The 17,534-nt window shown below is 38.1% G+C and carries 14 protein-coding genes; 7 read left to right on the top strand and 7 right to left on the bottom strand.

What is annotated here, in order from left to right; all coding sequences use genetic code 11:
* The first annotated feature begins 148 nt into the window (after nucleotides 1–148).
* Nucleotides 149–1,642 carry a carbon starvation protein A gene (locus ACO1PF_RS05600; protein WP_423190341.1) on the top strand — a complete coding sequence of 498 codons (1,494 nt, stop codon included), beginning with the start codon at nucleotides 149–151 and terminating at the stop codon, nucleotides 1,640–1,642.
* A gap of 79 nt (nucleotides 1,643–1,721) precedes the next feature.
* Here ACO1PF_RS05600 and gyrA read toward each other — a convergent pair whose 3' ends face one another.
* The 6 genes from gyrA to dnaA form a co-directional block, all read right to left on the bottom strand.
* On the bottom strand, nucleotides 1,722–4,220 hold the full coding sequence (gene gyrA / locus ACO1PF_RS05595) for a DNA gyrase subunit A (RefSeq protein WP_423190509.1): 2,499 nt from the start codon (nucleotides 4,218–4,220) through the stop codon (nucleotides 1,722–1,724).
* A 96-nt stretch (nucleotides 4,221–4,316) separates the two neighbouring features.
* Nucleotides 4,317–6,251: a DNA topoisomerase (ATP-hydrolyzing) subunit B gene (gene gyrB, locus ACO1PF_RS05590; RefSeq protein ID WP_423190340.1), complete on the bottom strand. Its 1,935-nt coding sequence runs from the start codon at nucleotides 6,249–6,251 to the stop codon at nucleotides 4,317–4,319.
* A gap of 1 nt (nucleotide 6,252) precedes the next feature.
* A complete protein-coding gene (gene recF / locus ACO1PF_RS05585) occupies nucleotides 6,253–7,374 on the bottom strand; it encodes a DNA replication/repair protein RecF (protein ID WP_423190339.1) in 1,122 nt (373 codons plus the stop codon).
* 2 nt (nucleotides 7,375–7,376) lie between these two features.
* Nucleotides 7,377–7,637: a S4 domain-containing protein YaaA gene (gene yaaA / locus ACO1PF_RS05580; RefSeq protein WP_423190338.1), complete on the bottom strand. Its 261-nt coding sequence runs from the start codon at nucleotides 7,635–7,637 to the stop codon at nucleotides 7,377–7,379.
* 259 nt (nucleotides 7,638–7,896) lie between these two features.
* The gene (dnaN, locus tag ACO1PF_RS05575) at nucleotides 7,897–9,036 is read right to left on the bottom strand and encodes a DNA polymerase III subunit beta (protein WP_423190337.1); all 1,140 of its coding nucleotides are present in this window, start codon (nucleotides 9,034–9,036) and stop codon (nucleotides 7,897–7,899) included.
* A 188-nt stretch (nucleotides 9,037–9,224) separates the two neighbouring features.
* Complete coding sequence (gene dnaA, locus ACO1PF_RS05570; protein WP_423190336.1) at nucleotides 9,225–10,559, bottom strand: chromosomal replication initiator protein DnaA; 1,335 nt, start codon at nucleotides 10,557–10,559, stop codon at nucleotides 9,225–9,227.
* Nucleotides 10,560–11,099: 540 nt separating this feature from the next.
* On the opposite strand from dnaA, the gene rpmH reads away from it, so the two are divergent.
* The 4 genes from rpmH (at nucleotide 11,100) to jag (ending at nucleotide 13,588) form a co-directional block, all read left to right on the top strand.
* Entirely contained in the window at nucleotides 11,100–11,240 is a 141-nt protein-coding gene (rpmH, locus tag ACO1PF_RS05565) for a 50S ribosomal protein L34 (protein WP_423190335.1), read from the top strand.
* Nucleotides 11,241–11,349: 109 nt separating this feature from the next.
* Entirely contained in the window at nucleotides 11,350–11,703 is a 354-nt protein-coding gene (gene rnpA, locus ACO1PF_RS05560) for a ribonuclease P protein component (RefSeq protein ID WP_423190334.1), read from the top strand.
* A 79-nt stretch (nucleotides 11,704–11,782) separates the two neighbouring features.
* A complete protein-coding gene (locus tag ACO1PF_RS05555) occupies nucleotides 11,783–12,628 on the top strand; it encodes a YidC/Oxa1 family membrane protein insertase (protein WP_423190333.1) in 846 nt (281 codons plus the stop codon).
* Between the two features lie 72 nt (nucleotides 12,629–12,700).
* The gene (gene jag / locus ACO1PF_RS05550; RefSeq protein WP_423190332.1) at nucleotides 12,701–13,588 is read left to right on the top strand and encodes an RNA-binding cell elongation regulator Jag/EloR; all 888 of its coding nucleotides are present in this window, start codon (nucleotides 12,701–12,703) and stop codon (nucleotides 13,586–13,588) included.
* An 80-nt stretch (nucleotides 13,589–13,668) separates the two neighbouring features.
* Here jag and ACO1PF_RS05545 read toward each other — a convergent pair whose 3' ends face one another.
* Complete coding sequence (locus ACO1PF_RS05545; RefSeq protein WP_423190331.1) at nucleotides 13,669–13,824, bottom strand: sortase; 156 nt, start codon at nucleotides 13,822–13,824, stop codon at nucleotides 13,669–13,671.
* 673 nt (nucleotides 13,825–14,497) lie between these two features.
* Here ACO1PF_RS05545 and ACO1PF_RS05540 point away from each other — a divergent pair.
* The gene (locus ACO1PF_RS05540; RefSeq protein WP_423190330.1) at nucleotides 14,498–15,769 is read left to right on the top strand and encodes a bifunctional folylpolyglutamate synthase/dihydrofolate synthase; all 1,272 of its coding nucleotides are present in this window, start codon (nucleotides 14,498–14,500) and stop codon (nucleotides 15,767–15,769) included.
* 209 nt (nucleotides 15,770–15,978) lie between these two features.
* Complete coding sequence (gene treP, locus ACO1PF_RS05535; protein ID WP_423190329.1) at nucleotides 15,979–17,436, top strand: PTS system trehalose-specific EIIBC component; 1,458 nt, start codon at nucleotides 15,979–15,981, stop codon at nucleotides 17,434–17,436.
* Nucleotides 17,437–17,534 lie beyond the last annotated feature (98 nt).

The raw sequence follows: 17,534 nt of genomic DNA, 5'->3' as shown, positions 1-17,534 counted from the left end.
AAAGCTAATAATTAAAATAACGATCTATTTTAAAAATTGATATATCTTTATATACTTTTGTAGTATTTTATTCACAACTACCTTAAGTATAATCTATATAAAAATGATATGATCAAATCATCACAATAGATAATACAGGAGGGATTTAATGATCACATTTTTTGGTGGGATTCTATTTTTAATTCTTGGGTACTTCTTTTACGGAAAGTATATCGAGAAAATTTTTGGAATCGAACATCGTCGAGCAACGCCTGCTTTTGAACTAGCAGATGGAAATGATTTTGTTGTTATGGGAACACGTAAGAATGCACTTATTCAATTATTAAATATTGCAGGTACCGGACCTATATTTGGTCCAATTATGGGTGCTTTATACGGTCCTGTTGCGTTTGTATGGATTATATTTGGCAACATATTCGCAGGAGCAGTCCATGACTATATGCTTGGTATGATATCCCTGAGGAATGAAGGGGCTCATCTTCCAGAATTAGCCGGTCGCTATTTGGGCAAATTTATGAAACATATTGTAAATGCTTTCGCTGCACTTTTGCTTTTGTTGGTTGGTACGGTATTTGTAACATCTCCAGCTAACCTCTTAGCTAATCTGACCCCGGAATGGCTAGGGACAGGGGTTTTAATAGCACTTATATTTGTATATTATATCTTATCAACCTTACTACCTATTGATAAATTAATTGGTAAAATATATCCCTATTTTGGTGCCTTATTGATTGTAAGTACACTTGCTATATTTATATCACTTGTATCCAGAGGAGAACCCATCCCTAATCTTACTCTTTCCAGTTTCCGAAATCTTCATCCTTCAGGTGTAAGCTTATTCCCGGGTATTTTCTTTACGATATCTTGTGGTGCAATGTCAGGTTTCCATGCTACTCAAACGCCCATTATATCACGAACACTTAATAGCGAATCAGATGCTCGTTTTGTCTTTTATGGCATGATGACTACTGAAGGTATTATTGCCATGATCTGGGCTGCTGCTGCTATGAGTTTCTATGACGCTCCATCATTGAGTGGTGTTATTGCTGATGGTACCGCCTCATTAGCGGTAGAACAAATAGCTCGCCATTACTTGGGTGCCTTTGGCGGAACGCTTGCTATTCTTGGGGTTATTGTCTTACCTATTACTTCAGGAGATACAGCATTCAGAAGTTTACGCATGATTATTGCAGATTATTTGAATATCAGTCAGAAAAAAATTAATAAGCGATTACTTATTAGTATTCCGCTTTTTATAATTTCTATTGGTTTATCATTTATGGATTTCAACATTTTATGGCGTTACTTTAACTGGGCTAACCAAGCTACTGCGGCTATAGCCTTACTCGTTTCAACACGTTACCTATTCTTAAAAGGAAAAAATTATTTAGTCACGCTTATTCCCGCTTCATTGATGCTTTATGCCGTTATAGTCTACTTGTTGAATGAGCAGATCGGTTTCGGATTGTCTTACGTTATTTCATTAGCTTTAGGATTGATCTTGACTATTGGTCTTCTATCATTGTTCTGGTATTCCGGCTTGAAACAAAAAGAGACACTAGATCCAGAGCATGTTTTATTAAATGATCATTTATCTATTAAAACCATACGAGGATTAAGAAAAAGAGCTTTCAATAACTAATAACATTACAAAACCCCCGTATCATCAGCATTTGGGTGCTGATGATACGGGGGTTTTTGCTATTTATTTTCTTTTTAGATTATTCTGTTTCTTCTTCATTTTCTTGATCTGCAGTTACTGCTTCGCTGTTTTCTTCACTTGCGTTTTCTTCTAATTCATTTATCTCTTCTTCTACTGGTTCAACTTTTTCTAATGTTGATACAAAGACATCTTCTTCAAGTCTCATTAAACGTACACCCTGAGTTGCACGCCCTGTTTGAGAGATGTTTTTTGCATGGAAACGAATAATAACGCCATTCGTTGTGATCATCATGATATCTTCTTCACCATGAACGGTTTTGAGCCCAACAAGTGGTCCGTTTTTATCGGTAATATTAACGGTTTTAACCCCTTTACCTCCACGTCCTCTGATTGCATATTCAGAAGCAGCGGTACGTTTACCATAGCCTTTTTCAGTTATAACTAAAACTTCAGAGTCAGGATTTAAAATATCCATTCCAACGACCTTATCATCTTCTCTCAAGCGTACGCCTCTAACTCCTGCAGCAGCACGTCCCATGCTTCTTACATCTTCTTCATGGAAACTTACTGCGTAGCCCTGACGTGTCCCGATTACAATGTGATCTGATCCATGTGTTACAGCCACACTAATCAATTCATCTTCTTCTTTAAGAACGATCGCTTTGAGTCCGCTGGTTCTGATGTTTTCAAATTCAGAAAAGGCTGTACGTTTCACTGTACCCATTAGAGTTGTAAAGAATAAGTGATCCGTTTCTTTAGTTTCTCCTCTAGTACTGATGATGGCTTGGATGTTTTCATCATTGTTGATACCCAAGAAGTTAATAGCAGGAATTCCTTTTGCAGTTCTTCCGTATTCTGGAATTTCATACCCTTTTGCTTTATACACTTTACCCGTGTTGGTAAAGAATAAGAGCAGATCGTGAGTGGAGCAGGTAATCAGAGTCTCTACAAAGTCATCTGTGTTCGTTGTCATACCCTTAACGCCACGACCGCCACGGTGCTGAGCTTTAAACTCAGAAATAGCCATGCGCTTCATATAGCCGTTGTGTGATAAGGTGACCGCAATTTCTTCTTCTTCGATAAGGTCTTCATCTTCAATACTGAGAGATTCACCGACAAGTAATTCTGTCCGACGATCATCACCATGTTTATCAGCAATTTCTTCTAATTCAGTTGCGATGATTTCATGCACACGCTGAGGATTAGCTAAAATGTCCGTCAGGTCACTGATGAGCTGTAGAAGGTCCTGATATTCTCCTTCGATTTTTTCTCTTTCCAGGCCCGTTAAACGAACCATACGCATATCCAAGATAGCCTGAGACTGACGATCACTTAAACCGAAACGTTCCATCAAGGCATTTTTTGCCACATCACCCGTTTTTGATCCTCTGATTATGGTTATGATTTCATCGATATGATCTAAAGCAATACGTAATCCTTCAAGAATATGTGCGCGTGATTCTGCTTTACGTTTGTCAAATTCTGTTCTTCTTCGGATAACTATCCGTTGATGTTTCAAATATTCAACGAGGATTTCTTTGAGTCCTAAAGTTTTAGGAACGCCATTCACGATTGCCAGCATATTGAAGCCGAAAGATGTTTGCAATGGTGTCAATTTATAAAGGTTATTTAAAACAATACTGGCAGAAACATCACGTCTGACATCAATAACAACACGCATACCGTCTCTGTCTGATTCATCATTTAAATCAGTGATGCCTTCAATACGTTTGTCTCGAGCTAAATCTGCTATACGTTCAACCAGTTTTGCTTTATTGACTAAGTAAGGAATTTCATCGACGATGATACGTTCTTTGCCATTGGGTTGAATTTCAATTCTCGTTTTAGCCCGAACTTTGATCGAACCTCTACCTGTTTCATACGCTTTTCTAATGCCTGATTTACCTAAAATCATTGCTCCAGTCGGGAAATCTGGTCCAGGTAAGACTTCCATCAAGTCTGCCACGGTTGCGTCTTCGTTTTCCATCACAATACGGCAGGCTTTAATGACTTCTCTCAAGTTATGTGGTGGGATATTTGTTGCCATACCAACAGCTATACCGGATGCACCGTTGACCAGTAAATTAGGGAAACGGGCAGGTAAGACATTCGGTTCACGTTCTGACCCATCATAGTTATCATGATAATCGGTTGTGTCCTTATTGATATCACGCAACATTTCCAAAGCCATTTTACTCATACGAGCTTCGGTATAACGCATAGCCGCAGCGCTATCTCCATCGATGGAACCAAAGTTACCGTGTCCATCAATCAGAGGATTACGGAAACTGAAATCTTGAGACATACGAACCATCGATTCATAAATGGCAGAGTCACCATGGGGGTGATATTTACCCATGACGTCCCCGACGATACGCGCTGATTTTTTAAAGGCTTTATCTGGTGTCATTCCCAGTTCGTTCATTCCATACAGTATACGACGGTGTACAGGTTTTAAACCATCCCGTACATCAGGTAAAGCACGAGCCACAATAACACTCATTGCGTAGTCCAAAAATGATTTTTTCATCTCACTGGATAAGTTTATTGTTTCCATGCGTGCTTCTCTTTCTTCAGTCAAGTACTTTTTCCTCCTTAAACAAATTCACAACTATATTTACTATATATTTTTAAATAGCACTCTATTTTATAATTAAACGTCGATATTTGTTACATATTGGGCATTTTCTTCAATGAAAATACGTCTAGGTTCCACTCTTTCACCCATCAGCATATCAAACACCATATCGGCTTCTATCGCATCTTCAACTGTAACCTGCAGTAAACGTCTATTTTCAGGATTCATCGTTGTTTCCCACAGTTGTTCAGCATCCATTTCACCTAACCCTTTATAACGCTGTATAGAGGGCTTAGGAGACGCAGGAATAGTTTTAAGGTAACTCTCCAATTCTTTCTCAGTATCCAAGTAGACCTCTTTTTTGCCTTGTTTAACTTGATACAGTGGTGGCATCGCTACATAAACGTAGCCTGCTTCTACCACTGGTCGCATGTAACGGTAAAACAGTGTTAAGAGTAACGTCCGGATATGTGCGCCATCGACATCGGCATCGGTCATGATGATCAGTTTATGATAACGCGCTTTATTGATTTGAAATTCTTCTCCAAAACCGGTGCCCATCGCAGTAAAGAGCGAACGAATTTCTTCGTTAGCCAAAATACGATCAATGGTCGCTTTTTCAACGTTCAAGATCTTACCTCGAATAGGTAAAATAGCTTGGAACAAACGAGAACGTCCTTGTTTGGCAGAACCGCCCGCGGAATCTCCCTCAACGATAAAGATTTCTGATTTTGCAGGATCTTTTGATGAACAGTCAGCTAATTTCCCGGGTAAATTACTGATTTCCAGTCCATTTTTCTTACGGGTCACTTCGCGCGCACGTTTAGCAGCCAAGCGTGCTTTAGCAGCGAGTAAGGCTTTTTCCATTATTTTCTTTCCTATTTTAGGATTCTCAACCAGGAAACGATTGAAATGCTCACTAAAGAGACGATCCGTGATCGTTCTTACTTCTGAATTGCCTAATTTTGTTTTAGTTTGTCCTTCGAATTGAGGATCAGGATGTTTGATGCTTAAAACAATCGTTAATCCTTCTCTAGCATCTTCACCACTCAGGTTTTCTTCATTTTCTTTTAGATATTTATTTTTTTTGGCATAATCATTGATGATACGTGTGAGTGCCGTCTTGAAACCAAACTCATGCATACCACCTTCATAGGTATGGATATTATTGGCAAAACTCATAATATTCGTGTGATAGCCGTCTGTATGCTGCAAGGCAACTTCTACGACTATACCCTCTTGCTCACCTTCTAAAAAGATGGGCTCATCGTATAAAACAGTTTTGCTTTGATTGAGGTATCCCACATAACTTTTGATCCCGCCATCGTATTGATACTCTAAACGGACAGGCTCTTCGGGGCGCTGGTCTTCAATGGAAATAGCTAGCCCACGATTTAAGAAAGCTAATTCACGGACACGTTTCGACAATTTATTGAAATCATATTCCTGTGTTTCCTTGAAAATGTCTGCATCTGCTTTAAAACGGACAACCGTCCCGGATTTATCTGTGTCTCCGATCTCATTCAATTCATTGATTACATCTCCGCGCTCAAAACGCATGTTATGAATTCTGCCGTTCTTATGAACATCCACTTCAAGAAATTCTGAGAGTGCATTAACAACAGAGGACCCTACACCATGAAGGCCACCGGAAACTTTGTATCCGCCACCACCGAATTTACCACCTGCATGCAAAATCGTAAAGACGGTTTCTAATGCCGGACGTCCTGTTTTCGCTTGAATATCGATTGGTATGCCACGTCCGTCATCGCTGACTTCTACAACATTGTCGGGTTTGATTACGATGTCAATATTTTTTGCATGACCAGCCATTGCTTCATCGATCGAATTATCGACTATCTCCCAGACGAGGTGATGCAAACCTTCAGGACCTGTTGTTCCAATATACATCCCGGGACGTTTTCTAACGGCTTCTAATCCCTCTAAAACTTGAATCTGACTAGCATTATATTCTTGTACCTCTTTTGGCGTTATTTTTTCTTCTGCCATTTTATTCACTCTCCATTTCAATCTGTCCATTATGAACGGTAAAAATTCGCGGATCATGGAGCAATTCTTTTTTTACTCCATCTAAACTTGTCGTTGTTAAGAATGTCTGCACTTTATCCTGAATAGATTTCAGTAAATGTGTCTGGCGATCATCGTCCAGTTCGCTCAAAACATCATCCAATAATAAAACGGGGTACTCCCCCGTCATCTCTTTCATCAGTTCGATCTCTGCCAGTTTCACACTCAGAGCCGTTGTCCGCTGTTGACCTTGTGAACCATACGTTTGAACATTTTTGCCGTTCACATAAAAACGGACATCATCGCGATGCGGACCAGAAAGCGTTGTCCCTTGTTCATATTCTCTGCGTTCATTCTGTTTATACTGCTCAAGTAAATCGGTTATCACTTGTTCTTTCTTTTTTTCCGATGATAAAGTGACGGAAGATGCATACTCAAGTGTTAGCTCTTCCTTACCCTGTGAAATTTCTGAATGAATGGGTCGTGCCCATTTTTCCAATCGTTTAACAAAAGAAAAGCGTCCAGTCAGTACCTCAGCACCTTCTGCCGCTAATTGTTCGTTAAGTATCGCTACGTATGTTTTGTCCAGCTTACCGTTTTTCCGATTCTGCTTTAGATAAGCATTCCGCTGTTTAAGTATTTTCTGATATTCTACGAGATGATAGAGATAAATGGCACTCATCTGTCCCATTTCCATATCCAAAAATTTTCGTCTGACTGAGGGTGAGCCTTTAACAAGCGCTAAATCTTCTGGGGCAAACAAAATAATGTTTAAATGCCCTATATAGGCGCTCAATTTCTTTTGTTCTAAATGATTCAACTTAGCCTTTTTCCCTTTTTTTGACAACACAATTTCAAGTGGATACGTCGTTTTATCCGTTTCCACCTTACCTGTCACTTTAGCGAAATCCTGATCCCAGCCAATGAGCTCTTTATCGTTGGCTGTCCGGTGACTTCTTGCCATAGCTAAAACGTAGATACTTTCCATTATATTTGTTTTACCCTGCGCATTTTCTCCTAAAAAAACATTGATTTTTTTGGAGAATGCTACGTCTGCTGTTTCATAGTTTCTATATCCTTTTAAAGAAAGTTCTTTTAAAAACATTCCTATTCTCCATCATGGCTTGATTCAATCGTGTATGTCCCAAAATCTTTGATTTTAATGGTATCTCCATGGCGTAATTTCTTTCCTCGACGGTTTTCAGGTTCACCGTTGACCCATATGGCGGTGTCCAGTAAAAAAGGTTTTGCCATGCCACCACTTGAAATGATGTTTGCATGTTTTAAAAATTGTCCTAATGTGATCATTGAATCATCGATTTGAATTATTTCAGACACAGTTATCGGCTCCTTAAAAAGTAAAGACATGGAAACTCTCCATGTTCACCTCATTTATCTTCATATTATACCTCAAATGACCATTTAAAACAACTTTATATGGGGAATTCGGCATTCTAATCGATTTTGTATAGTTATAGATAAAAAGTGCTATTAATAGCGAAATGAGCTCAGAGTGGAATTTTTGAATAGATTGAGCGTTTAGGGATGAAAAAAGCGGATTTTACTTTTTTTTGAATAGAACAAATAAAAAAAGACCCAAAATGGGCCTTTTTTCAATAATTAATATTCACGAAGAGGTTCTGATCGGTGTAATCAGCTGAATAAATTCACCATTGTCTTCACTTGGTACCAATACAAACGGACGGAGTGTGGAAATCAGTTTCATCGTAATTTCAACAGGTCCAAATGTGGTCAAGGCAGCTTTTAAATAATCAGGATTAAAAGAAATTTCCATTTCTTCACCATTCAGATCTTTATAAGCCACTTGTTCATTCACGCGGCCAACTTCAGGAGAGTTACCCGTAATTTCAACGCTATCATTATTTACTGTTAATTTAACCACATTGTTTTTGCCTTCATGTGACAATAAACTGGCACGTTCAACGGCACCCAGTAAAACGTTTGCGTCTAATCTTAATTGTGTAGATGAATTTTCTGGTATCAGGCGATTGGTATCAGGATAATTACCTTCGAGTAAACGAGAATAGAAATAAGTATCTTCTGTCTTAAATAAAATTTGATTTTCTGCGACAGCGACTTCGATCTCATCCAGACTATCATCCAGTAAGCGAGTCAATTCTTGTAAACTCTTTCCTGGAATAACTAAATCATGAGAAAGTTCTTCCGTTCCTTCAATAGGAATGACGCGTTGACTTAAACGGTGACTATCTGTAGCTACTGCTTTAAGTTTACCATCACTAATTGTAAAGTGGATCCCAGTTAAAATAGGACGACTTTCGTGAGTGGATACTGCAATAACCGTCTGTTTGATAATCTTTTTAAGCAAGTTCACGGGTAAGGTGAAAGCTTTTGTTGTATCTATTTCTGGTAAATGTGGGTAGTTTGCCGCATCTAACCCATTGATGACAAACGCAGAAGAAGCGGATGTGATGGATGTTTGTACACCATCTTTAACTTCTACAGTGAAGGTCTCATCTGGTAATTTATTGACAATATCACTAAAGAAACGTGCAGGCTGCAAGACGATCTGTCCCGTTTCTTCTATAGTCAAGCCTGCTTTTTCATCGGAAACACTTATGAGTGTTTCTATAGAAATATCTGAGTTACTTCCGGTCATTTTAATTCCTTCAGAATCAGCAATTATTTTGATCCCTGTTAATATTGGAATTGTTGCACGTGATGAAACAGCTAACTGAACATCTTTTAATTTCTTTAAAAAAGTTGATCGATTGACAGTGAATTTCATAGTCTTCCTCCATTGAAAAATTAGTAACCTAATTCATATTATATATTAATATAAATACTTAGTAATAGTAGTAGGTCCTGTGGATACTGTGGAAAACGTAATAATCATTTAAACATAAAGGTTTTCCACCTGTGTATAAGGTGTGCATAAGGTTGTGGTTAAATCCGGAGTTTATCCACAACCTTGTTTTATAAACTTTTCTTGATTTCCTTGATTTGATCTCTTAATTCGCCATTTTGTTCTTCATTTAAAATCTTTTTAATTTTCTCATGAGCATGAATGACCGTCGTGTGATCTTTTCCTCCAAATTCTTTACCAATCTTAGGTAAGGACATACTTGTTAATTCTCTTGATAAATACATCGCTATTTGTCTTGGCATAACAATTTGTCTGACTCTTTTTTTCCCTTTTAAATCAGCTAATGAAATTTGATAATATTTACTTACCTTTTGCTGTATGGAAGCAATCGATACATTTTGTTTTGTATCATTTTTCAGCATACTTTTCAGAGCATCAGCTGCTAAACTTGTCGTGATATCATTGCGTTGGATAGCAGAATATGCTTGAACTCGAACTAAAGCTCCTTCAAGCTCTCTAATATTGGAGTCTATTTGACCGGCAATATAACTTAATGTGTCATTAGGTATTTCTAACCCTTCTGCATTGGCTTTTTTACGTAAAATAGCAATACGGGTTTCCAGATCCGGAGGGGTGATGTCTACTGATAATCCCCAGGCAAAACGCGAAACAAGGCGTTCCTGCAGTTTAGGAATCTCATTCGGTAAGCGGTCACTTGTTAAAACGATTTGTTTTCGATCATCATACAGTGCATTGAACGTATGGAAAAATTCCTCTTGCGTTCCTTCTTTGTCTGCAAAAAATTGAATATCATCAACTAATAACAAGTCTACGTTGCGGTAATTTTGTCTGAATTGTTCCTGTGTACGATTTTGTATCGAATTAATAAAATCATTAGCAAAATTTTCGCTGGAGACATATTTTATTCTGGCATTGGGATTGATTTGTAAAAACTGTTGCCCAATGGCATGCATCAAGTGAGTTTTGCCTAAACCCACACCACCATAAAAGAAGAGCGGGTTGTAGATCGTTCCCGGTTCTTCAGATACGACTAAGGCGGCAGCGTGGGCCATTTGGTTTCCTTTACCGATAACAAAAGTATCAAACGTGTATTTACTGTTTAAAGTACTGGATTTATATTGAGATGTAAATTGGTCAACCGTTTCATTCGTATCCTGTTCTTCATAAGTAGCCTGTTCATCTGCGGTCACAAATAAGGGAGAAACTTCTCGGCCTAAAAATTCGTACAGGTATTCAACGACTTTAGTAGAGAGATTATTTTTCCAATATTCTTTATGCAGCGTGGAAGGGACTTCAATCGTGATCGAATTATCAGAGATTCTGACGAGGTTGGCGCTTTGAATCCAAGTGTCATAACTAACTTTTGATAGTGTTTCTTTAAATTTATCCTGAAGATATGTCCATATAGTATGTATATCGTCCATTTTTTTCCTCCTCGCCGTAAAGTTACTTTTATTATTTTAGCACGTCTTGAATAAGTTTTCCACAGTTGATTTAAATTGTTGATAAATAGTTCACAGGGTGTAAACAAAGATATCCACAGGCCTGAACAAGATGTGTGTAAATTAATTTCATACGTAATTTTTAACAGATTTTGTGGATAACTATATAAGTTTTAACCTTGCTATAAAAGGTTTTTTATTAGTTATACACAGTCTAAAAGTGCCTGTGTACGGTTTTCATTAACACCCTGTGGAACTGTGTATAATATCTGGATAAGGGGGTGGATAAAAAAAAGAAGAGGATTGGCTTATATTAACATGTGGATATCTTATTGGTATAACTTTTAGGCGTGTTTTGAAAAATAAGGTGATATTTAAATCAATTGATGGTAAAATAAGCTTGACAAATTATGAAATGTTTTCTAAACTAACATAGTCTGTCTATATAGTGTAAAGTAATAGTCTGTTATTGCTTATAATTAAGTACAGAGGACAAAGGAAAGATTCAGGAGGTGTTCGCCGATGGCACAAGGATTAACTCATCAACCAAAAAAACGTAAACGTCAAAGAGTACATGGATTCAGAAAACGTATGAGTACGAAAAACGGACGTAATATATTAAGAAACAGACGTCGTAAAGGAAGAAAACATATTTCTGCTTAATGATGTCAGGCGACGAGAGCTTCTTGCTGGAATAACTGGTGAGGGCACGTTGCCTTTTTTTTATTTAAAATTAGGAATTACTTAGTTAATGTAGAAAGATGGGACGTACATGAAAAAAGCTTATCGCGTAAAATCAGAAGCAGATTTTCAAAAAGTCTTTCATCAGGGTCAATCTATGGCTAACCGTCAATTTGTTGTTTATCACCTACCTAAAGAAGGACAAGCACATTTTCGTGTAGGGATATCTGTTGGTAAAAAATTGGGCAATGCGGTGATGAGAAATGCTATTAAAAGAAAAATAAGGCACTGCTTCATTGAATTTGATCAGGAAGACAAGATAAAACCTGACTTAGATTTTATTGTGATTGCAAGACAGCCGGTAAGTACGATGGATTATCATGAAATTAAAAAAAGCCTGCTGCATGTTTTAAATCGATCCAATATACTTACAAGTGATGAGTAAATTTGTCATTTCATTTAAGTAAATAAACTAGTCTCAAGAAAAAAAGAGTCAATGATGTTTGAGAAAAGAGGAGAAGTACGTGAATTTTATAAAAAAACGTAAGCGATTGCTTCTAGCAATGGCTATGATCGGTTTAGTAGTCTTTCTGACTGCCTGTGGAACGGAACCTGTGACATCTGAAAGTACCGGCTTATGGGAAGGCGTTGTTATTTATAACTTTGCTCGAGCAATAATATGGGTATCTGACTTTTTTGGTGGAAATTACGGCATAGGAATCATCATTGTAACTATGATCATTCGAGCAATGCTTATCCCTTTTACGCATTTTCAACAAAAGAACATGCAGGAAATGAGCGAAATAAATCCTCAATTACAAGAATTGAAAGAAAAATATTCTGCTAAAGATGCAGAGACACAAGAAAAATTAAAAGAAGCGCAACAACGTCTTTACAGCGAAGCCGGAGTCAACCCGTACATGGGCTGTTTACCCTTGCTAGTACAAATGCCTGTCTTTATTGCCCTGTATCAAGCCGTTAACCGTACCGATATTTTAGCAACGGGAGATTTCTTGTGGGTCAACTTAGGCAAACCCGATCCATATTTCATTTTACCGATTCTTGCCGGAATATTTACCTTAGGACATTCTGTCATGATGAGTATGGGAAGACCGCAAGCAGGCAATAAGGTGATGACTTACATGATGCCTTTATTCATTGTCTTCATTACAGTACGCTTATCCAGCGCTCTAGCTCTATATTTTGCTGTTTCAAATGGATTTTCTGTCATTCAAACGCTTCTTTTCCAAAATCCATTTAAACTGATAAAAGAACGCAAAGCAAAGGAAGACCAAGAAAGAGAAGCTGAACTTCAACGCAGACGCGCAATGAAGAGAGCTCAAAAATACGGCAGAAACGTAAAAAAATAGAATTTATCTGACTTAGACCTATTTATTTGGTAAAATAGTAGAGAATAGAATTTCGACTGGAGGATAGTAGTCATGAATGATAAATATACAGCACAAGCGTCAACGACTGAGGCAGCCATCGAAAAAGGCTTAAAGGCTTTAGGTATTGACAGAAATGATGCCACAATTGAAGTGAAACAAGAAGCCAAGAAAGGCTTTTTAGGAATCGGACAAAAAGATGCCACCGTAGTTGTTAAAAAGACGAACACTAAAAATGTCGTCGAAGAACTGTTATCTAAAGAAGTGATGTTGGGAGAAGAAAAAACGTCTACCATCAGGCCTTCTAAAAAAACGCCAGCAAAAGAAGAAGTGAAAGCAGAACCAGTGGTTGAACCGGTTACTGAAGATCCAAAAGAAACAAGCGAAGCATTTAGAGAAAAAGACGAGACTGAAGAAGTCAAAGCCTCTCAGCCTCGCGAGCAAAGAGAAGTTATCTTTAATGAACAAGACGAAGCAGCTATTAATAAGGTTTCTGAGTATTTAGAAACTATTGCTTTGAAAATGGGTGTGGATGACGTCTCTATTGAGGTGAAACGTGACCATAACCGAGTGAAATTCTCTATCGATACAGAAGATGCCGGCTTGATCATCGGCCGTCATGGTAAAGTTTTAAATAGTTTACAGACCTTGGCTCAAATTCAATTGCACCAGGAAGCGGACAATAAACTGTACGCAAAAGTGGATGCAGAGAACTACCGGGATCGTCGTAAGCAGACGGTTGAACAGTTGGCGACACGCACGGCTGAAAAAGTGAAACGTACCAAGCGTCCGGTCATTTTAGAGCCTATGCCTGCCCACGAACGCAAGCAAATTCATCGTTATTTGAATCAATTTACAGGGGTTCAGACCCATTCAGAAGGAAAAGATCCGCATCGTTACTTGGTGGTTGAACCTTCTAAAGAAGAAGAATTCAAACTGTAAAGACGACGCGATCATAATTAAAAAGCTCTTTAGAGGCGGTATTTCGTCTCTGGAGAGCTTTTTTATATATCATAGTATGTTTAGTTGACCCGTTCACCGTAAACCAGGAGACGCTTGTAATTCATGGGATATTTCAGACAGGTGACAAGGGTCACGAGGTCTTTGTCTTTTTTGATGGTTAAACTGTCTACGTCGTTCGGTAAAACCACTCTGGTACCTGTGACACGATAGGTCATGATTTTATCGAGCAGCTACATTTTGAGGGTATAGTCTGATTTAATTTAAAAATACGATTGAGAAATAAAAAGATATTAAATTTTAATACTATAAAGGCGAGCAAGGAATCATCAATATTATAATGGTTTGAACACATGAAAAAGGCCTCTGAATGGAAAATTGAATTTTTCCAGTAATCAAAGGCGTAAGTCTCTTTCATTCAATTGAGAGGTAAGTATTGGGGGATCCATAGAATCCAGTTGTAACTTATGTTTGCTATCTGTTTTTATTTTTTTCACCTCTTTAGTCGTAATAGCATTCACCAGATAAGATGAAAAGATTGTGAATACTTAACGAAAAATTATTTTGCATACAATGTTTTGTTTATAAATGAAGTCTACTATTTAGTTTTATTTAGTACAAATAATAGCACTTAACTCATAAATAAGATAATATACTCTTGTTCTGTAGTTTATGTTTTTTGTTGTGAAAAACTAGTAATTAATTATCAATTAGAGGCTTTTTATATAGCTTACTATTGATAAGTATGTCCTAAAGTGTAATTGTGACATAAATGTGAACGGTTTATATTTTTTTTTGTTGTGGCAGTTCATTAAACCCGTTATAATTGAAAATGAGTAATTAAGACTAAAGTAACCCTATGAAAAAGTTTAATAAATGAGGACTGATGAGATGGATATGAAAAGTGTGATAGAGTTAGTTAATACGAACCGGGGAAACGGGATGAAAGAAAGTCTTAATCGCATGCATCATTTGCTGGATAAAATAGGTAATCCCGAAAAAGCGTTATCGTTTGTTCATATTGCCGGAACAAATGGAAAGGGATCGACTGCTTCATTTATATCCGAAATTTTGGTACAGGCAAATATAAAAACGGGTGTATTCACTTCGCCTCATTTAGAAATAATCAATGAACGCATTCGGGTCGATGGAGCGCTTATAACGGATGAAGATTTTATCAAAACAACTGAACAAGTAGCTGTTGTCGTGGATGGGGTTGAACAAGAATGTGGCGAGCGCCTTTATTCATTCGAGATTTTAGCAGCTGTGGCACTGCTATATTTCCATCAGCAAGAGTGTGATTTAGTGGTTTTGGAAGCGGGTATAGGTGGTAGACTTGATGCGACCAACACAATAGCCACTCCAGAAGTAGCTATTGTGACATCGATCGGCATGGATCACACGCGCGTACTCGGCGATACACTAGAAAAAATAGCCAGTGAAAAGGCTGGCATCATCAAAGAACATGGCGATGTGGTTTTACCGCATTTTTCGCCTTCTATAGATGAAATTTTTAAAGAAGTGGCTGAAATCAAAAAAGCTCTTATTCATAGCGTGTTGGAAAAAGATGTTAAAGAATTGAGCGTGACGGAAGACGGAAGCACCTTCTCTTATAAACAATTCGCGGCTTTAAAAGTCAAAATGGTAGGGAAACATCAAGTCAATAATGCGCTATTAGCCATTGAGGCGGCGCTCATACTGAAAAATAAAGGGTATAAAATTACTGATAAAAATATCAGTCAAGGTATTGAAGCGACATATTGGCCTGGCCGGATGGAAAAGATTCAGGCTAATCCGACCATCTTTATTGATGGGGCACATAATCCTGAAGGCGTAAAGGTATTGAGAGAATCGATTGAAACGCTTTTTCCTAATAAAAGACTGACTATCATTGTAGGAATGATGAAGGACAAAGATTATATGCAGATGATAGAAGACATTATTCCTTTCACAAAAAAAGTCTATACAGTATCACCGGATCCTTACCGTGGCTTTCCTTCGAGAGTCGTGGCTAAACAGTTGCAAGAAAAAGGGATAGAGGCAGATTCGTTTGATTCAACTAAAGAAGTGGTTGAATTTCTCAAAAAACAGAAAGAGAGTAATGAGATATTCATTGTTTTCGGTTCACTTTATTTAATAGGAGACATAAAAAAACAGTGGTAATCATGAAACGCTTCATACTCATTTTGAGTATGAAGCGTTTATGCTATTGGTCAAAGAGTAAACAATGATAAAATGGAAATAATAGAAGCATTTTATGAAGAAGGTGAGAGAGGAGAGATAAATAAAAACGCTTGCACTTTTTTTTCAGTTACAGTATAGTAAGAGTAACACAACTTGTATATACAAGTTAAACAAAGGAGGAAATATTAGTGGCAGATTTTAAGAAAGATGCGCAAGAGCTACTGGATGCAATTGGCGGTAAAGAAAATGTCAATGCGGTAACTCATTGTGCAACACGTATGCGTTTTGTATTAGCTGACCCTGAAGCAGCTGATAAGGAAAGAATCGAAGAGATTCCATCTGTAAAAGGGACCTTTACACAAGCTGGGCAATTCCAGGTTATCGTAGGTAACAGAGTGGCCGATTTTTATAACGAGTTCTCAGCTATATCCGGACTTGAAGGCGTCTCCAAAGATGAAGTGAAGAGTGCCGGCAAGCAACATATGAATGGCCTGCAGCGTGTCATGGCTGCATTGGCAGAGATTTTCACACCATTAATTCCAGCTATTATTATCGGTGGTTTGATTTTAGGTTTCAGAAACGTATTAGAGGCAGTGCAATTCGGTTTTCTGGATGGTCAGACAATCGTGGAAGTATCTCAATTCTGGAGTGGCGTAAATGGCTTCCTATGGCTTCCCGGTGAAGCAATTTTCCACTTCCTACCAGTTGGTATCGCATGGAGTGTAACCCGTAAAATGGGGACCACACAAATTCTCGGTATCGTACTTGGTATCACATTGGTTTCACCTCAACTGATGAATGCTTATGGTGTACAAGATATTTTAGCAGGCGATGTAAACCAGTGGGACTTCGGTTTCTTCCAACTGGATATGATCGGGTATCAGGCACAAGTTATTCCAGCCATGTTAGCCGGCTTCCTGCTCGTTTATCTGGAAAAAGGGCTGCGTAAAATCGTACCCGAATCCATATCAATGATTTTTGTTCCATTATTTGCTCTCGTTCCAACAGTCTTTGTAGCTCATGCCATCATCGGACCGATCGGCTGGCAGCTAGGCATCTGGTTGTCACAAGTCGTTCAATGGGGACTGACTGGTTCATTTAACTGGGTCTTCGGGTTCGTATTCGGTGGATTATATGCACCACTTGTTGTAACCGGACTTCACCACATGACCAACGCTGTCGACCTGACACTTGTAGCTGAATTTGAACAGACTATTTTGTGGCCAATGATTGCCTTATCAAACATTGCTCAAGGATCAGCTGTATTAGGTATCATCTTGCTACACCGTGGGAATGAGAAAGAACAGCAAATCTCTATTCCAGCGATGATTTCAGCTTATCTTGGCGTCACAGAACCCGCACTCTTTGGTATCAATATCAAATATGTGTACCCATTAGTTGCAGGTATGATCGGTTCAGCATTTGCTGGAATGACATCGGTAGCATTTAATGTAGCCTCATTCAATATCGGTGTTGGTGGACTGCCGGGTATCTTATCAATTATTCCTCAATACTGGACAGGCTTCTTGATAGCTATGGCAATTGCAATCGTTGTTCCTGTCGCACTGGTATTCTTGTTTGAGAAAAAAGGTATCCTGACTAAATATGAAAATGATCACTTACCAATTCCTAAATTAGGTAGTTAAGAAAGACAGACTAAATAATTAAAGACAAGGGTTAAGGAGGAAGGATACATCCAAAAGAGGGCTTGATTCTGGTAAGTTTACTGGAACATGCACGCTCG

The organism is Alkalibacterium sp. f15, assembly GCF_049389645.1.
GTDB lineage: Bacteria > Bacillota > Bacilli > Lactobacillales > Carnobacteriaceae_A > Alkalibacterium.
The sequence above is the reverse complement of the archived record's forward strand: the minus strand, read 5'-3'. Positions and strand labels throughout refer to the sequence as shown.

Bases quoted from the DNA above. Each gene is read 5' to 3' on its own strand.
- gyrB (WP_423190340.1), bottom strand. From the start codon at position 6,251: ATGGCAGAAGAAAAAATAACGCCAAAAGAGGTACAAGAATATAATGCT.
- ACO1PF_RS05600 (WP_423190341.1), top strand. From the start codon at position 149: ATGATCACATTTTTTGGTGGGATTCTATTTTTAATTCTTGGGTACTTC.
- dnaN (WP_423190337.1), bottom strand. From the start codon at position 9,036: ATGAAATTCACTGTCAATCGATCAACTTTTTTAAAGAAATTAAAAGAT.
- ACO1PF_RS05540 (WP_423190330.1), top strand. From the start codon at position 14,498: ATGGATATGAAAAGTGTGATAGAGTTAGTTAATACGAACCGGGGAAAC.
- gyrA (WP_423190509.1), bottom strand. From the start codon at position 4,220: ATGGAAACAATAAACTTATCCAGTGAGATGAAAAAATCATTTTTGGAC.
- recF (WP_423190339.1), bottom strand. From the start codon at position 7,374: ATGTTTTTAAAAGAACTTTCTTTAAAAGGATATAGAAACTATGAAACA.
- dnaA (WP_423190336.1), bottom strand. From the start codon at position 10,559: ATGGACGATATACATACTATATGGACATATCTTCAGGATAAATTTAAA.
- ACO1PF_RS05545 (WP_423190331.1), bottom strand. From the start codon at position 13,824: ATGACCTATCGTGTCACAGGTACCAGAGTGGTTTTACCGAACGACGTA.
- rnpA (WP_423190334.1), top strand. From the start codon at position 11,350: ATGAAAAAAGCTTATCGCGTAAAATCAGAAGCAGATTTTCAAAAAGTC.
- jag (WP_423190332.1), top strand. From the start codon at position 12,701: ATGAATGATAAATATACAGCACAAGCGTCAACGACTGAGGCAGCCATC.
- rpmH (WP_423190335.1), top strand. From the start codon at position 11,100: ATGGCACAAGGATTAACTCATCAACCAAAAAAACGTAAACGTCAAAGA.
- yaaA (WP_423190338.1), bottom strand. From the start codon at position 7,637: ATGTCTTTACTTTTTAAGGAGCCGATAACTGTGTCTGAAATAATTCAA.